The 16,279-nt window shown below is 70.6% G+C and carries 14 protein-coding genes; 10 read left to right on the top strand and 4 right to left on the bottom strand.

The annotated features are described in order from the left end of the window. The first annotated feature begins 19 nt into the window (after window positions 1-19). The 10 genes from RKD05_RS03495 (at window position 20) to RKD05_RS03450 (ending at window position 11,855) form a co-directional block, all read left to right on the top strand. Window positions 20-1,396, top strand: a complete 1,377-nt coding sequence (locus tag RKD05_RS03495; RefSeq protein WP_424708036.1) for a DUF58 domain-containing protein — start codon at window positions 20-22, stop codon at window positions 1,394-1,396. Next, window positions 1,393-2,721, top strand: a complete 1,329-nt coding sequence (locus tag RKD05_RS03490) for a DUF3488 domain-containing protein (protein WP_424708034.1) — start codon at window positions 1,393-1,395, stop codon at window positions 2,719-2,721. Before RKD05_RS03495 ends, RKD05_RS03490 begins: the two co-directional genes overlap by 4 nt. Continuing rightward, a complete protein-coding gene (locus RKD05_RS03485; protein ID WP_424708032.1) occupies window positions 2,618-3,898 on the top strand; it encodes a transglutaminase domain-containing protein in 1,281 nt (426 codons plus the stop codon). The genes RKD05_RS03490 and RKD05_RS03485 overlap by 104 nt, the downstream gene beginning before the upstream one ends. Next, window positions 3,895-5,388 (top strand): DUF5684 domain-containing protein, encoded by a 1,494-nt coding sequence (locus RKD05_RS03480; RefSeq protein ID WP_424708031.1) that lies wholly within the window; start codon window positions 3,895-3,897, stop codon window positions 5,386-5,388. The genes RKD05_RS03485 and RKD05_RS03480 overlap by 4 nt, the downstream gene beginning before the upstream one ends. Beyond that, a complete protein-coding gene (locus RKD05_RS03475; protein WP_424708030.1) occupies window positions 5,385-6,176 on the top strand; it encodes a hypothetical protein in 792 nt (263 codons plus the stop codon). The genes RKD05_RS03480 and RKD05_RS03475 overlap by 4 nt, the downstream gene beginning before the upstream one ends. A gap of 294 nt (window positions 6,177-6,470) precedes the next feature. Continuing rightward, on the top strand, window positions 6,471-6,839 hold the full coding sequence (gene rpsL, locus RKD05_RS03470; RefSeq protein ID WP_013584051.1) for a 30S ribosomal protein S12: 369 nt from the start codon (window positions 6,471-6,473) through the stop codon (window positions 6,837-6,839). A 5-nt stretch (window positions 6,840-6,844) separates the two neighbouring features. Beyond that, the gene (gene rpsG / locus RKD05_RS03465) at window positions 6,845-7,315 is read left to right on the top strand and encodes a 30S ribosomal protein S7 (protein WP_022878284.1); all 471 of its coding nucleotides are present in this window, start codon (window positions 6,845-6,847) and stop codon (window positions 7,313-7,315) included. A gap of 87 nt (window positions 7,316-7,402) precedes the next feature. Further along, a complete protein-coding gene (gene fusA, locus RKD05_RS03460) occupies window positions 7,403-9,517 on the top strand; it encodes an elongation factor G (protein ID WP_022878283.1) in 2,115 nt (704 codons plus the stop codon). A 159-nt stretch (window positions 9,518-9,676) separates the two neighbouring features. Continuing rightward, window positions 9,677-10,870, top strand: a complete 1,194-nt coding sequence (gene tuf / locus RKD05_RS03455; RefSeq protein ID WP_022878282.1) for an elongation factor Tu — start codon at window positions 9,677-9,679, stop codon at window positions 10,868-10,870. A 133-nt stretch (window positions 10,871-11,003) separates the two neighbouring features. Beyond that, the gene (locus RKD05_RS03450; RefSeq protein ID WP_424708028.1) at window positions 11,004-11,855 is read left to right on the top strand and encodes a hypothetical protein; all 852 of its coding nucleotides are present in this window, start codon (window positions 11,004-11,006) and stop codon (window positions 11,853-11,855) included. 39 nt (window positions 11,856-11,894) lie between these two features. On the opposite strand, the gene RKD05_RS03445 is transcribed toward RKD05_RS03450, so the two are convergent. Genes RKD05_RS03445 through RKD05_RS03430 form a run of 4 tightly spaced genes read right to left on the bottom strand, consistent with a single transcriptional unit; the run spans window position 11,895 to window position 16,279 of the window. Further along, the gene (locus RKD05_RS03445) at window positions 11,895-13,124 is read right to left on the bottom strand and encodes a hypothetical protein (protein ID WP_424708027.1); all 1,230 of its coding nucleotides are present in this window, start codon (window positions 13,122-13,124) and stop codon (window positions 11,895-11,897) included. Beyond that, window positions 13,105-14,490, bottom strand: coding sequence for an O-antigen ligase family protein (locus RKD05_RS03440; protein WP_424708026.1), 1,386 nt, complete (start codon window positions 14,488-14,490; stop codon window positions 13,105-13,107). The genes RKD05_RS03445 and RKD05_RS03440 overlap by 20 nt, the downstream gene beginning before the upstream one ends. After that, window positions 14,487-15,581, bottom strand: a complete 1,095-nt coding sequence (locus RKD05_RS03435; RefSeq protein WP_424708024.1) for a glycosyltransferase family 4 protein — start codon at window positions 15,579-15,581, stop codon at window positions 14,487-14,489. Before RKD05_RS03435 ends, RKD05_RS03440 begins: the two co-directional genes overlap by 4 nt. Further along, window positions 15,578-16,279 carry an acyltransferase gene (locus RKD05_RS03430; RefSeq protein WP_424708023.1) on the bottom strand — a complete coding sequence of 234 codons (702 nt, stop codon included), beginning with the start codon at window positions 16,277-16,279 and terminating at the stop codon, window positions 15,578-15,580. The genes RKD05_RS03435 and RKD05_RS03430 overlap by 4 nt, the downstream gene beginning before the upstream one ends.

Raw genomic sequence — 16,279 nt, 5'->3', positions numbered from 1 at the left:
CCGCGCGAAGGGTGCCGCCGTGCCCGACGTGAACCTCACCGAGTCGCGGCTCACCCGCACGTCCGCCGGCACGATGGGTACGGGGTCGCGCACGTCGATCACCTCCACGTCGACGCGGCGCACCCGCCGCCTGGTGCGCGCCGCGGTGCGTGCGGCCGAGGTGTGGCGGACGATCGTGGATGCCGCCGAGACGACGGTGCGGTGGGCCGGACGCACGATCCGACCGGCGGGAGCGGTCGTGGCCGTCGCCGCGACGGCGGGGCTGGCGCTGGGGCTCGCCTTCGGGTGGGTCGAGTGGATGGTCGCCGGCGCGGTGGCGCTGCTGCTGCTGGTCATGAGCATCCCGTTCCTCTTCGGTGCCCGCGCGTACGACGTCGACCTGACGCTCGCCCACGAACGCGTGGTCGCCGGCCACGGTGTGACGGGCGAGATCGCGGTCCGCAACGACAGCGGCCGGCCCGCCCTCCCCGGCCGCCTCGATATTCCGGTCGGGCAGGGCCTCGTCGAGTTCGGCGTCCCGCTGCTGCGCCCCGGCCACGGCGTCACCGAGCCGCTCGAGATCCCGCCGCTGCCGCGGGGTGTCGTGCGGATCGGTCCCGTGACGACGGTGCGCAGCGACCCGGTCGGTCTGCTGCGTCGCGAGCACGCGTTCGACGACGTCCACGACCTTTACGTGCACCCGCGCACGGTCGTTCTCCCGTCGACGAGCGCGGGTCTCGTGCGCGACCTCGAGGGCAACGCCACGCGGCGTCTCGTGGACGCGGACATGTCGTTCCACGCGATCCGCGAGTACGTTCCGGGCGACTCGCGTCGACAGGTGCACTGGAAGTCGACCGCGAAGACGGGCCGGCTCATGGTGCGGCAGTACGAGGAGTCCCGGCGTTCGCGCATGGCCGTCGTGCTCGCGGCGGCGACGCAGGAGTACGCGGATGCCGACGAGTACGAGCTCGCCGTCTCGGCCGCCGCGTCGCTAGGGCTCCGCGCCGTCCGTGACGCCCGAGACATCGACGTCGTGACCGGTTCGGAGATCCCGCGCGTCGTCAAGGGCCGCCTCCGCGCGATCCGACATGTCCCCGCAGTGACCCCGCGCGCGATGCTCGACGGCTTCAGCGCGCTCGCGAACCACGAGAACACCATGCCGGTCGAGGACGTCTGCCGGCTGGCATCCGAGGCGAACGAGAGGCTGTCGATCGCGTTCGTCGTCGTCGGCTCCATCGTGTCGATCGGGCGGCTGCGCCAGGCGGCGCTCGCGTTCGACGCGGACACGGCCGTCGCCGCGGTGGTCTGCGACGAGCGCGCCCACCCGCGCATGCAGAGCGTCGCCGGCCTCACGGTCCTCACGATCGGCACGCTCGACGACCTCGCGGGGCTCCTGGTGCGCGGAGCGACGTCATGAGCGCCCCGGTCTCGACCCGTCGGCCCCGCTCGACCGACCCCGCGCTGCGTTCGCGCGCGATCGCGGCCGGGCTGTACACCGCCGTGAGCGTCCTGCTCGCCGCGGTGGCGGCCTGGCCCGTGTACGCGTCGCCGGCGTTCGTGGTGCTCGTGGCCGTCGCGGTGCCGGTCGCGGCGGGCGCGGTGGTTCTGGCGCGGTGGCGCCGGTGGAGCGGATGGATCACGGCCGCCGTCGTGGCCGGAGCCTTCACGGTGCTCGCGGTGCCGCTCGCCGTGCCCTCGCGTGCGGGCGCGCCCCTCGACATCCTGCGCGGCCTCGGGGAGGCGTTCTCCGGCGTCCTCCTCGCGTGGAAGGACCTGGTCACCGTCGACCTCCCTGTCGGCGACTACCGCAACCTGCTCGTCCCGGCCCTCCTCGTCTTCCTGGTCGGGACCGCGGTCACTCTCGCCTCGGCGCTGCGGGCCGACCGGTGGGCTCCCGCCGCGGTCGTCAGCGGTCTGGCGATGAGCGGCTTCGGGCTGTTCTTCGGCCGCACGTCGACGAGCGCTCCCTGGGCGGTGGGTCCGCTGTCGCTCGCAGCCCCCGTCGAGACGGCCATCGGCACTGCGGCGGTGCTCTCCGCCGTGCTGTGGCTGGCGTGGCGAACGAGGGACGAACGCACCCGCGCGCTGCGCCGCGCGAGCGAGAACGGTGCCGTCGCCCTCCCGCGTCGCCGCTCCCGGACCGATCGGCGGCGCGCCGCCCTCGGCGCCGGCATGGTGGTGGTGGCCGTGGTCGCGGCGGTGGCTGTCGTGCCGTGGGCGGCGAAGGATGCCGACCGGCGCGTGCTGCGGTCGGCCGCGGGGCCCGAACGCCAGATCGCCGAGGCCGTGAGCCCGCTGTCCGAGTACCGGGCGATGTTCTCCGACGCGCGCGCGGAGGACGTGCTGTTCCGCGTCGACGCGGGCGCGGCGGCCCCCGAGCGCATCCGGCTCGCGACCCTCGACACGTACGACGGCGAGGTGTTCCGGTCCTCCGGTTCGCGACGGGGCACGTTCGTGCGCGTCCCGTCGACTCTCCCCGCGGTCGAGGGGCGCGAAGTGCAGGCCGACATCCGCATCGGCGATCTCGGCGGCATCTGGATGCCGACCGCCGGGCGCCTCGTCTCGGCGACGTTCGAGGGCAACCGGCAGAACGCTCCTGGCCGACAGCTTCTACTACAGCACCGACGCCGAGGCCGGGGTGCAGATCGCCGGGGGAGGACTCGTCTCCGGCGACGGCTACGAGCTCACGGCGATCGAGTCGAACGACGACGACCCCGCGACCCTGACCGCTCCCGGGGATGACGGGGGCGTCTCCGGCGGGGACAACCTCCGCCGGTGGGTCGATGAGCACGCGACTGGCACCTCGGGTGCGGATCTCGTCGCCCTCATCCGGCTCCTCCGCGAGCGCGGCTACCTCAGCCACGGGCTCGCCCCGGCGGCGGGGGCCGCGGCGCCGGTGTGGACGAAGGACCTCCCGGGCTACCAGCTGCAGCCGAGCGCGTCGGGGCATTCCCTCGCGCGCATCGACACGATGTTCCAGCGCCTGCTCGAGCGCGAGGACGACCCGCGCGCCCAGACGACGAACAACTACGTCGCGGCGGTGGGCGACGACGAGCAGTTCGCGGTCGCCGCCGCCCTCGTCGCCCACCAGCTCGGTTTCCCCGCGCGCGTCGTGGTCGGCACGCGACTGACCTCCAGCGACCCGGGCGTCGCGACGTGTCAGGCGGGGGAGTGCCGCGCGCGCGACCTCAGCGCGTGGACCGAGGTGCAGGGCTCCGACGGCCGGTGGGCGGCGATCGACGTCACCCCGCAGTGGGAGCTCTCGCCGAGCCTCGAGGTCACGCAGCAGCGCGACCCCGAGAACGTCACCGAGGTGCGCCCCGACACCGTGGACGAGGTGGTTCCGCCCGACCCGGTGCAGGAGGACAACGCCCTCAACGACGACGACAAGCGCGACGAAGGTCTGGACCTGGCGTGGCTGTGGCCGATCCTGCGGGTCGCGGGCATCTCGCTGCTGGTCGTGCTGATCCTGTTCGGGCCGTTCCTCGCGATCGTCGTGGCGAAGGCGCTGCGCCGCCGAGGACGCCGACGCGACCCCGACCCGCGCGTGGCGATCGCCGGCGGGTGGGACGAGTACGTCGACGCGGGAGTGGATGCCGGCCGCGAACCGCCTCGATCGTCCACGCGCCGCGAGCTCGCCGAGGTCTACGACACTCCCTCGGGGCTGCAGCTCGCCGACGACGCCGACCGCGCGGTGTTCTCGTCCCGCACGGTCACCGCCGACGAGGCATCCGAGTTCTGGCGCATCGTGGACGAGGAGCGCCGCTCGCTCACCCGTCAGCGCGGCTGGTGGCGGCGCGTGCGCGCCGCCGTATCGTTGAGATCGTTCCTGCGGTTCTTCGCCCCGCGCCCCACGCGCCGACGGCCGCCGCACCGCGACGAGAGGGGAAAGCGCCAGCGTCGGCGCGAGACGACATGAACGATTCCACGGAAATCCTCCTGGGGGCGCTGTCACTCGTCCTCATCGTGATCCTGTACGTCTGGTACGCCCTGGCGCTCGCCGCGGTGTTCGCGAAGGCCGGCGAGGCGAGCTGGAAGGGATGGGTGCCGATTCTCAACGTGGCGACGGTGTTGAAGCTCGGCGGATTCTCGCCGTGGCTCGTGCTCATCGCGCTCGTCCCCGTGTTCGGAGCGATCGCGTACGCCGTGGTCTTCATCGTCGCCATCCACCGGGTGAACCTCGCCTTCGGGCGGGGCGCCGGGATGACCGTGCTCGGCGCATTCCTCCCCATGGTCTGGGCGAGCATCCTCGGTTTCGGCCGCGCGCGCTGGCAGGGTGAGGCGGCGCCCGGCGTGCGCCGTTCCGGTGTCGACGAGAACTCCGCACCCGTCCGCCGCGGTCAGGACTTCGCGGGCCCGTACGTCCCCCTCGTCGGCGGGTGGACCCCCGAGCCGCCCGCGGCCGAGCCCGCCGCCTCCGCGGAGTCCGACGAGCGACCGGATGCCACGCCCCCCGCGCCCGTGTCCGGACCCGTCGTCCTCCCTTTCGCGGCACCGTCGCCCTCGCTGTCGGACGCCGTCCCCGCGCCGTCGGACTGGGCCCCACCGGTCGCGGGTCGGACATCGGGATTCCCCGCTCCCGCGAGCGTCGACGACGATGCCGCGTGGAACCCCGGGTCGTTGTCGCCGGCTTCCCCGGTGCGTCGTCGCTCGGAGTCGCCGCTCGACGGAGAGGGGTCGGCCGCGGAGTCGGCGCCCCTTGCCGCCGCTCCGACGGCGCCCCTCGCCGATGAGCCCGCGGTCAACCCGTGGCGCATGCCCGTTCGCCCCGAGGTGGACGCCGAGGCACCGGAGGCCTCGACCCCGGTTCCCGACGCGCCCCTCACCCGCCCCGCGCCTCCCACGGTTCCCGTCGCGGCCGTGCCCGCCGTCCCCGCGCGAACCGATGATCCGGGGGAGGAGTTCCCCGAGCTTTCGGAAGCGGTCTCCGCCGTCGCCGAGGCGCCGCAGGCGGGCGCCCCGCGCTCCGCGCGCAGCTCGGTGTCGGCGCTCTACACGCAGCCGGAGTTCCCCGCCGATCCCGAGGACGCCGAGCTCGATGCCCTCGACCGCACGGTCGTGACCCGCCGTCGCCGCATCCCTTGGGCGATCGTCCCGCCGAACGGCAACCCGGTCGACCTGACCTCGGACGTCGTCATCCTCGGACGCCGCCCGGCTCCGGACGCCGCGCATCCCGACGCCCAGCTCATCGCGATCGTCGACGAGACCCGGACGGTGTCGAAGACCCACGCGCGTCTGCAGCTCCGCGGCGAGAAGTGGTTCGTGACCGACCTCGATTCGACGAACGGGGTGCTGTTCGCCACCCTCATGGGCACCGAGGTCGAGGCGCCCCCGGGGGAGGAGATCGAGGCGGGCGAGCGCTTCTTCCTCGGCGACGCGGAGGTGCGCCTCACGCGGAGGGAAGCGTGAGCGGCCCTTACGACGTTCCGGACGATCCCGACGATGTCACGCTGTGGGCGGGCCGACTTCGTGCCTGGCCGACCCCGCCGACAGTCGGGACCGGCACCGATGAGGACGAGGTCGACGAGGACACCGCGATCTCCGCGCGTCCCGTCGCCGACGACACCGTTCGGGTGCGCCGTCAGGTACCCCCGGACGACACCGTCCGGGTGGACCGTCCTGCGCCTGCGGACGACACCGTCCGGGTGGACCGTCCCGCGCCGGTGCCCGCGCCCGCGGACGACACCGTGCGGGTGGACCGGCCTGCGCCCGTGCCCGCGCCGGCGGACGACACCGTGCGGGTGGACCGGCCTGCGCCCGTGCCCGCGCCGGCGGACGACACCGTCCGCGTCGACCGCCCCGCGCCTCCGGTCGACGAGACCACGGCGCCCGGACGCCGCCGAGGCGGGGATGCCGCACCGGCCGAGACCTCGACCGCGGACACCGCGGCGGGAACGCGCCGCGCCCGTCGCAGTCCGGAGGTCCCGACCACCGAGCTCCCCTCGGGAGACCCGGCGCCCCGGCCGCGCGACGCCCGCGTGCCGTCGGGCGAACACGAGCTCTACCGTCCCCGGGTCGACGAGGCGGCCCGTGTGACCCGCGCGGCTCCGCCCGCTCGTCCGGACGACGCTCCGGATGCCGCGGAGGTCCGGCCGCGGACTCCCCGCCGGACCCGGACCCGGGCGATCGTGCTCGCGGTGACGGTCGTCGTCCTGGTCGCGGCGGCTGCCGTCGCGCTGTTCCTGCTGATGGGCTGAGGATCGACCGGCGCACGTTTGCCCGCACCCTCCAGGGCGCGTATCATTGAGCGGGTGTGCGTTCACGCGCGCCGTGCGTCATGCCTCCGGGCTGTGGCACGGAACAACGCTCGCACCATCTCAGGGAACGGCCTGCGAACAGGCCACCCCCACGGCATATCCACCACACTCACGCCCGATCATTCTGGCGCGCGGTGGATCACACGTGAGCCCGACACGTCACGAATCGCAAGATCCGCGCCGAGTCGGGGGAGACACGACGCTGTCACCGTGCAGCACAAACAAGGAGAGAACGTGCCAACCATTCAGCAGTTGGTTCGCAAGGGCCGCTCGCCGAAGGTCTCGAAGACCAAGGCTCCCGCGCTGAAGTCGAACCCCCAGCAGGCCGGCGTGTGCACCCGCGTGTACACCACGACCCCCAAGAAGCCGAACTCGGCGATGCGCAAGGTCGCCCGCGTGAAGCTGCGCAACGGTACCGAGGTCACCGCCTACATCCCCGGTGAGGGCCACAACCTGCAGGAGCACTCGCTCGTGCTCGTCCGCGGTGGTCGCGTGAAGGACCTCCCCGGTGTCCGTTACAAGATCGTCCGCGGTGCGCTCGACACCCAGGCTGTCAAGAACCGTAAGCAGGCTCGCAGCCGCTACGGCGCGAAGAAGGGCTGAGAACCATGCCTCGTAAGGGTCCCGCCCCGAAGCGTCCCGTCGTCAACGACCCGGTGTACGGCGCTCCCGTCGTCACCCAGCTCGTCAACAAGATCCTCGTCGACGGCAAGAAGTCGCTGGCCGAGTCGATCGTCTACGACGCCCTCCGCGGCGTCGAGGCGAAAAACAGCCAGGACGCCGTCGCCACCCTCAAGAAGGCGCTCGACAACGTGCGCCCCACCCTCGAGGTCAAGAGCCGCCGCGTCGGTGGCTCGACCTACCAGGTTCCGGTCGAGGTCAAGCCGCACCGCGCGAACACCCTCGCGCTGCGCTGGCTCGTGAGCTACGCGAAGGGTCGTCGTGAGAAGACGATGACCGAGCGTCTGCAGAACGAGATCCTCGACGCCTCGAACGGCCTCGGTGCCGCGGTCAAGCGCCGCGAGGACACCCACAAGATGGCCGAGTCGAACCGCGCCTTCGCGCACTACCGCTGGTAACACCCGCGGAGGGTCCGCGACCGAACCCCGGTCGCGGACCCTCCGATGGGCCCGGCATCAACCTCCCAACAGGTAAGGAAGACACCCGTGGCACAAGACGTGCTCACCGACCTCCACAAGGTCCGCAACATCGGCATCATGGCGCACATCGATGCCGGCAAGACGACGACGACCGAGCGCATCCTGTTCTACACGGGCGTCAACCACAAGATCGGTGAGACGCACGACGGTGCCGCGACCACCGACTGGATGGAGCAGGAGCAGGAGCGTGGCATCACGATCACCTCCGCCGCCGTCACCTGCTTCTGGGACAAGAACCAGATCAACATCATCGACACCCCCGGACACGTCGACTTCACGGTCGAGGTCGAGCGTTCGCTGCGCGTGCTCGACGGTGCCGTCGCCGTCTTCGACGGCAAGGAGGGCGTCGAGCCCCAGTCCGAGACGGTGTGGCGTCAGGCCGACAAGTACGACGTCCCCCGCATCTGCTTCGTCAACAAGATGGACAAGCTGGGCGCCGACTTCTACTTCACGGTCGACACGATCGTGAACCGCCTGAAGGCCAAGCCGCTCGTCATCCAGCTCCCCATCGGTGCCGAGAACGACTTCCTCGGTGTCATCGACCTCGTCGAGATGCGCGCCCTGGTGTGGCCCGGCGACGCCAAGGGTGACGTGACCATGGGCGCCAAGTACGAGATCCAGGAGATCCCGGCCGACCTCGCCGACAAGGCCGCCGAGTACCGCGAGAAGCTGCTCGAGACGGTCGCCGAGTCCGACGAGGCGCTGCTCGAGAAGTACTTCGGTGGCGAGGAGCTCACGGTCGCCGAGATCAAGGGCGCGATCCGCAAGCTCACGATCGCCTCCGAGCTCTACCCCGTGCTCTGCGGCTCCGCGTTCAAGAACCGCGGTGTCCAGCCGATGCTCGACGCGGTCGTCGACTACCTCCCGTCGCCCCTGGACGTGCCGGCCATCGAGGCCCACGACCCCAAGGACGAAGAGATCGTCATCGAGCGCCACGCCGACCGCGAGGAGCCCTTCGCGGCCCTGGCGTTCAAGATCGTGACGCACCCCTTCTTCGGTCGCCTGACCTACATCCGCGTCTACTCGGGTCACCTCGACTCCGGCGCGCAGGTCGTCAACGCGACCAAGGGCAAGAAGGAGCGCATCGGAAAGATCTTCCAGATGCACGCCAACAAGGAGATGCCCGTCGACTCCGTGACCGCCGGTCACATCTACGCGGTCATCGGCCTCAAGGACACCACCACGGGTGACACCCTGAGCGACCCCGCCAACCAGGTCGTCCTCGAGTCGATGACGTTCCCGGAGCCGGTCATCGAGGTCGCCATCGAGCCCAAGACCAAGGCCGACCAGGAGAAGCTGGGTGTCGCCATCCAGAAGCTCGCCGAGGAAGACCCGACGTTCCGCGTCGAGCAGAACGCCGAGACCGGTCAGACCGTCATCAAGGGCATGGGCGAGCTGCACCTCGACATCCTCGTGGACCGCATGAAGCGCGAGTTCAAGGTCGAGGCCAACGTCGGCAAGCCCCAGGTGGCGTACCGCGAGACCATCCGCAAGTCGGTCGAGCGTCACGACTACACCCACAAGAAGCAGACCGGTGGTTCGGGTCAGTTCGCGAAGATCCAGTTCGCGCTCGAGCCCCTCGAGGTCACGGCCGACAAGACCTACGAGTTCGAGAACAAGGTCACCGGTGGTCGTATCCCGCGCGAGTACATCTCGCCGACCGACCAGGGCTTCCAGGACGCCATGAATGTCGGCGTGCTCGCCGGCTACCCCATGGTGGGTGTCAAGGCGATCCTGCTCGACGGTGCCTCGCACGACGTCGACTCGTCCGAGATGGCGTTCAAGATCGCCGGCTCGATGGGCTTCAAGGAGGCCGTCCGCAAGGCGAACCCCACCCTCCTCGAGCCGATCATGGCCGTCGAGGTGCGTACTCCCGAGGAGTACATGGGCGACGTCATCGGCGACCTGAACTCGCGTCGTGGCCAGATCCAGTCGATGGAGGACGCCGCCGGCGTCAAGGTCGTCCGCGCCAACGTCCCGCTGTCCGAGATGTTCGGCTACATCGGTGACCTGCGCTCGAAGACCTCGGGTCGCGCCGTCTACTCGATGGAGTTCGACAGCTACGCCGACGTGCCGAAGGCCGTCGCGGACGAGATCATCCAGAAGAACAAGGGCGAGTAGCACCGCTCTCGTGGATGCCGGGAGCCCACGCCCCGGCCGGGCTCCCGGCATCCGCTCAAACTCAATACCGACTCTCTAGTAACCTGAGAACCATCCCCGTAGAGAACCGGTCGCAATCCAGCGCCCGTCACTCTGCATGAACGTCCTGAGGAGGACCCAGTGGCTAAGGCCAAGTTCGAGCGGACCAAGCCGCACGTGAACATCGGAACGATCGGTCACGTCGACCACGGCAAGACCACGCTCACCGCTGCCATCTCGAAGGTGCTCGCCGACAAGTACCCGTCGGCCACCAACGTCCAGCGTGACTTCGCGTCGATCGACTCGGCGCCGGAAGAGCGCCAGCGCGGTATCACCATCAACATCTCGCACGTCGAGTACGAGACCCCCAAGCGTCACTACGCTCACGTCGACGCGCCCGGTCACGCCGACTACATCAAGAACATGATCACCGGTGCTGCTCAGATGGACGGCGCGATCCTCGTGGTCGCGGCGACCGACGGCCCGATGGCCCAGACGCGTGAGCACGTTCTGCTCGCCAAGCAGGTCGGCGTCCCCTACCTGCTCGTCGCGCTGAACAAGGCCGACATGGTCGACGACGAGGAGATCCTGGAGCTCGTCGAGCTCGAGGTTCGCGAGCTCCTCTCCTCGCAGGACTTCGACGGCGACAACGCCCCCGTCGTCCGCGTCTCGGGCCTCAAGGCTCTCGAGGGCGACGAGCAGTGGGTCGAGTCGATCGTCGAGCTCATGAACGCCGTCGACGAGTCCATCCCCGACCCGGTGCGTGACAAGGACAAGCCGTTCCTCATGCCCATCGAGGACGTCTTCACCATCACCGGTCGTGGAACGGTCGTCACGGGTCGCGCCGAGCGCGGTACCCTCGCGATCAACTCCGAGGTCGAGATCGTCGGCATCCGCCCGACGCAGAAGACCACGGTCACGGGTATCGAGATGTTCCACAAGCAGCTCGACGAGGCCTGGGCCGGCGAGAACTGTGGTCTGCTCCTCCGCGGCACCAAGCGTGACGACGTCGAGCGCGGCCAGGTCGTCGTCAAGCCCGGTTCGGTCACCCCGCACACCAACTTCGAGGGCACGGCGTACATCCTGTCCAAGGAGGAGGGCGGCCGTCACAACCCGTTCTTCACGAACTACCGCCCGCAGTTCTACTTCCGTACCACGGACGTGACCGGCGTCATCACGCTGCCCGAGGGCACCGAGATGGTCATGCCCGGTGACACCACCGAGATGTCGGTCGAGCTCATCCAGCCGATCGCCATGGAAGAGGGCCTCGGCTACGCGATCCGTGAGGGTGGCCGCACCGTCGGTGCCGGTACCGTCACCAAGATCCTCAAGTAAGTCCTCTTCGGACTGACCGGCAAGGGCCGGGCCTTCGGGCCCGGCCCTTCGTCGTTCCCCGCGACGTACGAGCGGCGGGAGCCCCGGGCGCGGCCCTCTCGAGGCGCCCGTCGCCGCCCCGTAAGCTGAACCCATGGACACTGCCCCCGGGGAGCGCAGTCGCCGCTCCCTCCGCGCGGAGCGCGCCGCGTCGAACACGACGTCTCTCGCCTCTGTCGCGGACGCCGATCCGCCAGTACCGGGCGCGGATGCCGACGAGAGCACCGCACCCGAGGACGTGCGGGCCGCTGCCGCTTCGTCCGATGCTCGTGCCCGTCGCGGGCGGTCCGACAGGACCTCTGCCGCGTGGGTGTGGTTGGCGGTGGCGGCCGGTTCGCTCGTCGTGGCGACGCTCGTGGGATTCCTCGCCTCGGTCGCGTTCGGTGGCGCCCTGGGGAAGAGTGTCGGCGGGGCCGTGGCATCCGTTCTCCTGGGTGCGACAGCGGGGGCGCTGATCTCGCGCACACGGATCCCGGGGCTGCTCGCCCTGCGCGCTCTCGATGTCCTGTGGGGCCTCGTGCTGGGCATGTTGTTGCCGTTCGTCGCCGGGGCGTTCGCCGGATCCACCGGCTGGCCGGCCTACGCCGCGCTCTCCCCGCGGTGGCTGGCGCTGGGAGTCATCGCTCCGATCCTGTGCAGCGCGTTCCTGGCGTTGTTCGCCGCGGGTCTGGTGTTCCCCGCGGCCGTGGCGACGTTGTCGCGACGGTATGGACCCGTCGTCGCGAGAATCGGCGCGGGGCTGTCGACCGCGGTCGGTTTCATCGTCGTACCGGTGGTCTTCGCGGGTGACGTCAGCGGTATGCCGCTCGCCCTGCCGGTCGCTCTGGGCCTGGGGCTCGGGCTCCTCACCGCCCTGTCGCAGCGCCTGTGGGGCGCACTTCTCGCGTCGATCGTGTTCGCCGGTGTGTGGGTCGTCCTGTCGGTGGTGGGGACGCTGCTGGCCTGACTCGGCGATCCGATCCGCCCTCGCCCGACGCGCGGGTTGTCACTGCCCGCGCAAGACCGGTACTGCCGCTGTGGCGACCGTCGCGAGAGCCGAGAGCTGCACGATGGCCACTCCGGCGGCCGCGCCGGTCACGCCGCCGAGCGCTGATCCCGTGAGAACCGCGGGCACGACGAGCGCGGCCGCAACGACCACCGCGGCGAGATACGCGCCGTCTCGCCCGGAAGGCAGGACGACGCACACCCCGAGGGCCGTGCCCACGGTCATGGCGGCGAGGGCGACCCCGCCGAACACAGCGGTGAGGGGCGCGATGACGAATCCGGGCCCGAGGACCACGGGCGTGGCCCATGGCACGACGGTCGCGAAGGCCACCCCCAGCAGGAGTGCGAGTCCGGCGTGGATGCCGACGGCTCGGCGCATCCTGCGATGGGCGAGGTCGCCCGTCGCGGAGGACACCCACCCCTGGAACGATCCCGAGACCATGTAGACGCCGATGTAGCCGTACTTCAGTATCCGGTCGAACGGGGCGAATCCGACGGCGGCCGGCGACGCGGCGATGGCGAGGGTCGATTGGGGCGCCGTCTCCGAGAAGGTCAGGAGGGTCGCGGTCAGCGCCGTGCGCCATCCTGCGCGGTAGGCCGCGCCGGCATCCGTGAGCAGAGACCGGGCCGTGAATCGCTCCCGCAGGCCGATGGCCCCGGTGGCGAGGAACGTCGCGACCACCGTTCCGACGAGGAGGATCACGGGGTAGAGCAGCGGCTCCCCCGTCACGAGCGCCGTTACGGCGCCGACCAGGTTGAGGACGATGCGCGGGATGGCGTCGAACACCAGAGCCAGCGTCGGCCGGCCCACCCCGACCGCGTACCAGCTCATCGTCAGTCCCTGGAGGGAGAACGCGAGCGCGGAGAGCACAGCGAGCGAGTGGTCCTGCGCATGGCTGGCCACGGCGGCGACGACGGCGACGACGGGCAGCACCACGAGACTGTTCGCGCCGCGCACGGCGATGCTCGCGCGGAACACCCGCGCGGGGTGAGAGGACCGTGCGGCTTCGACCGGACCTCGAACGGCCCAGCCGAAAGTGATGATGGTGGCGGCGAGGGTTCCGAGCGCCTGCCCGATGGCGATCTCCGCGAAGCCGGCCGGGCCCGCCGCGCGAGTGAGCAGCGGCAGCGCGAGGAGTGGCGACACCGCCGACAGCGCGGAGACTCCTGTGAGCAGGGCGACGTTGCGGGCGCGATGCGGTCGCGGTGCGTCAGGCGTGCTCGCGGTCACGATCGTCTTCGGTGGCGGGGCGAAGGAGCACGGCGAACAGGATCCACGTGACCGCGAACCAGAACATGCTCGTCAGCGTCGCGGACAGCAGATACGCGGTGAGAAGCCCGGCGGCAACCGCCCGCCGCTCGCGCGGGACCTTCAGGAACACCATCACGAAGAGCGCGACGAGCAGCGCGAGCCCGAGAATGCCCGCGTCGTAGAGCACCTGGACGGGCAGCATGATGATGTGTCCGCTGACGCCGGGCGTGCCGGGCTGGTCGTGACGCAGCCCGAAGGTGTTGGTTCCGTTGCCGAGCCAGAGATGGATGCCGTTCATCTCCTGCGCAGCGAGTTCGGCCACCGTGACACGGAATCCGATGGTGCCACCCCGCAGATCGACATCGCCGATCTTGTTCTGCTGCTCGGGGTCGGTCGGGTCCGGGATCCGCGTCGCCTCCGGGGCGGGCGATGCCCCAGTGGTGGCATCCGCGGAAGGCGAGGACTCGACCGGTGCCGACGAGCTGGAGGGGGCCGGGAGGGTGCGGTCTGCGGGCTGCGCGTTGCCCAGAGCGGCGGTGATGCCGTACGTCACGATCAGCGTGGCCGCGAGGACGGCGGCGGGCGCCACTCGTCGGATCCGCGCGCGCCACGACGATCGTTGCGCGCAGAGGGTGAAGACGGCGAAGACACCGAGACCCAGGAGCAGGCTGAACACGGACGTCCGAGTCTGTGAGGCCACGAGTCCGAGAGGGACGGCGATGGCGATGCCGGCGACCTCCCATCGCCCGATGCCGCGGCGCGTGATGGCCAGGAGGGTCCAGAACACCAGGATCGAGGCGTAGATGTTCGCCTCGATGGCGGTGAGCCGCGCGACGTAGACCTCGTACAACCAGTCGAAGTCGGTGCCGAGGGTGAAGGCGCCCCGCGACAGGTTGGCCACGGCGAACGCCGCGAACCCGATGAGCGCCCACGGGGTGACCGACCAGCGCCCCCATCGACCGGCGAACTCCGCGCCGACGTCGAGCGTCATCATCGACACCAGGAGAAGGAGATCGATGAGGAGCCACACCAGGATCGACACGCTCCACGTGAGGCTCGGCGAGAAGAGCAGCGTGGAGACGAGGTTCCATGCGATGAAGGCGGTGAACACCACCGGCACCGGGTGTCGAGCCGCCCGAAGGAACGATCGACGCAACACCGGGTGCACCAGCATCCAGGCGGTGAGCACGAGCGGGAGGACTTGCTCGATACGGACCCGGAAGCCGAGGATCTCCGCGTCGTAGCGGCCCAGGAACGAACTGACCACGACGGCCGCGATGAGAACGAGGGTCACGAGGCGCGTGCGCCGTGTCAACGTCGGCTGGCTGAAGGCCGTCAGGGTCATCGTGGGATCTCCTGGGTCCAGAGTTCTTCCCGGATACGTGCAGCGAAGGTGTCGCGAGCGAAGAGGCGCTCGAATCGCGCACGGGCTGTGAGCGCGGCGGCGCGGATGACCTCGGCGTCGAGGCGATCCAGCGCGTCGGTCCAGGCGGATTCGTCGCCTGCCGTGACGAGCAACGGGCTGTCTCCGACGATCTCCCGGAGCCCGCCCGTATCGCTCGCCAGCACGGCGCGCCCCGCCCCGAGCGCTTCGATGGCGATCGTGGGGAGAGGGTCGGGGAGGATGCTCGGCACCACGACGACGTGAGCGGCGTCGAGGTGCGCCCGCACGTCCGAGGTCGGTCCGACGACGGTGATGCTGTCGCGGCGGGGCGAGCCCGCGACGAGAGCAGGGACGTCGACGGCTTCGCCGCTGGGTGGTCGATCGCCCAGGATCTCCAGGCGCAGGTCGTCCCGGTGCGCGGCGCCCCAGGCGCGCAGCAGGACCCGATGGCCCTTCCACGCGTTCCAGCGGCTGGCGATCACCAGACGGATGCCGTCCGCGAAGGACGGCAGGGCGGCGGGCGGAGCGGCGTCGAACCCGTTGTAGATGACCCTCGTGCGCTGCCTCAAAGAGGCGGGCAGGACGTCTGCGACCGCGGCGCTGACGGCGATGATCCGGTGGGGGAACCGCAGGAACGGCGTGACGGCGCGCGACCGCTCGTCGATGTGCTCGTGCAAGTGCAGGACCACGCGCCCACCGGAGAGTCGTGCGGCGGGGGCGGCGAGAGCGGTCGCCGCCGTGTTCAAGTAGACGAGAGCCGGGCGGGCGGCCAGCAGCCGAACGCCCGTGGTGAGTGCTCGCCACGCGAGCCCGGGGAGCCGGGCGGGCCGGAGATAGGCGCGTCGCATGATGGGGAGCCCGAGGTGTCGGACACGGACACCGATCTCTTTCAGTGCACCCGAGAGTTCGCGTTGCGGGTAATCGACATCCGTGGGCAACCAGACCTCGAGATCGAGTCCGTTCGGGGCCGCGCGCAAGACTTCCAGGAGCACGCGGTCGGCACCGTACATCTCGTCGGACGGGTGGAGGACGATGAATCGGCGCCGGCTCACTCGGGCGCTCGCGACTTCAATTCGCGGGCCGGGATCCCGCCCCAGACGGCACCAGCGGGGACGTCCCTCGTCACGACGGCGCCGGCGGCGACAACGGCACCGTCCCCGATCGTCACGCCCGAGGTGATCGTCACTCCGCTGGCGATCCAGCAGCCCGCGCCGATGGTGATGGGCGACCACTCCACGCCCTGGGACTTCACGTCGACGGTCGGATCGCTCATCACGTGGTCTTCGGCGAAGAGCCGGACCCCGGGGCCGAGCATCGACTTGTCCCCGATCGTCACGCCGCCGGAGCACCCGATGTAGCAGCCCGGCGACAGGCTGCTCCCATTCCCCATGACCAGGCCCACGCCGATCGCGCGCGAGTAGTAGCTGCTGGGGCGGATGAGCGTACCCGAGCCGATCGACACGCCATCGCCGAATCGGATGCCGTCGCGGCTCAGCCCCTGGATCTCGGCGAAGTCCTCGACGACGAGATCCTTTCCGGTGTGGATGAGGTGGGCGTTGCGGATGCGTACTCCGCGCCCGATCAGCGGCATCCCTCGCACGGACCCCAACCGGGGAGCGAGGAGGGCTCCGCGCAGGGCCATCGGCGCGACCTTCGCGGCCAGCTGTGCGCTGACGATCCGCCACCGATCGCTGCCGGCCTCGCGCAGGCGTTCGCGCTGCTCGGCGATGATCTTGTCGACGATGCCCAC

It is taken from the genome of Microbacterium sp. SLBN-111 (assembly GCF_049739645.1).
Classification (GTDB): Bacteria; Actinomycetota; Actinomycetes; order Actinomycetales; family Microbacteriaceae; genus Microbacterium.
This window is presented reverse-complemented; position numbering and strand designations above follow the sequence as displayed.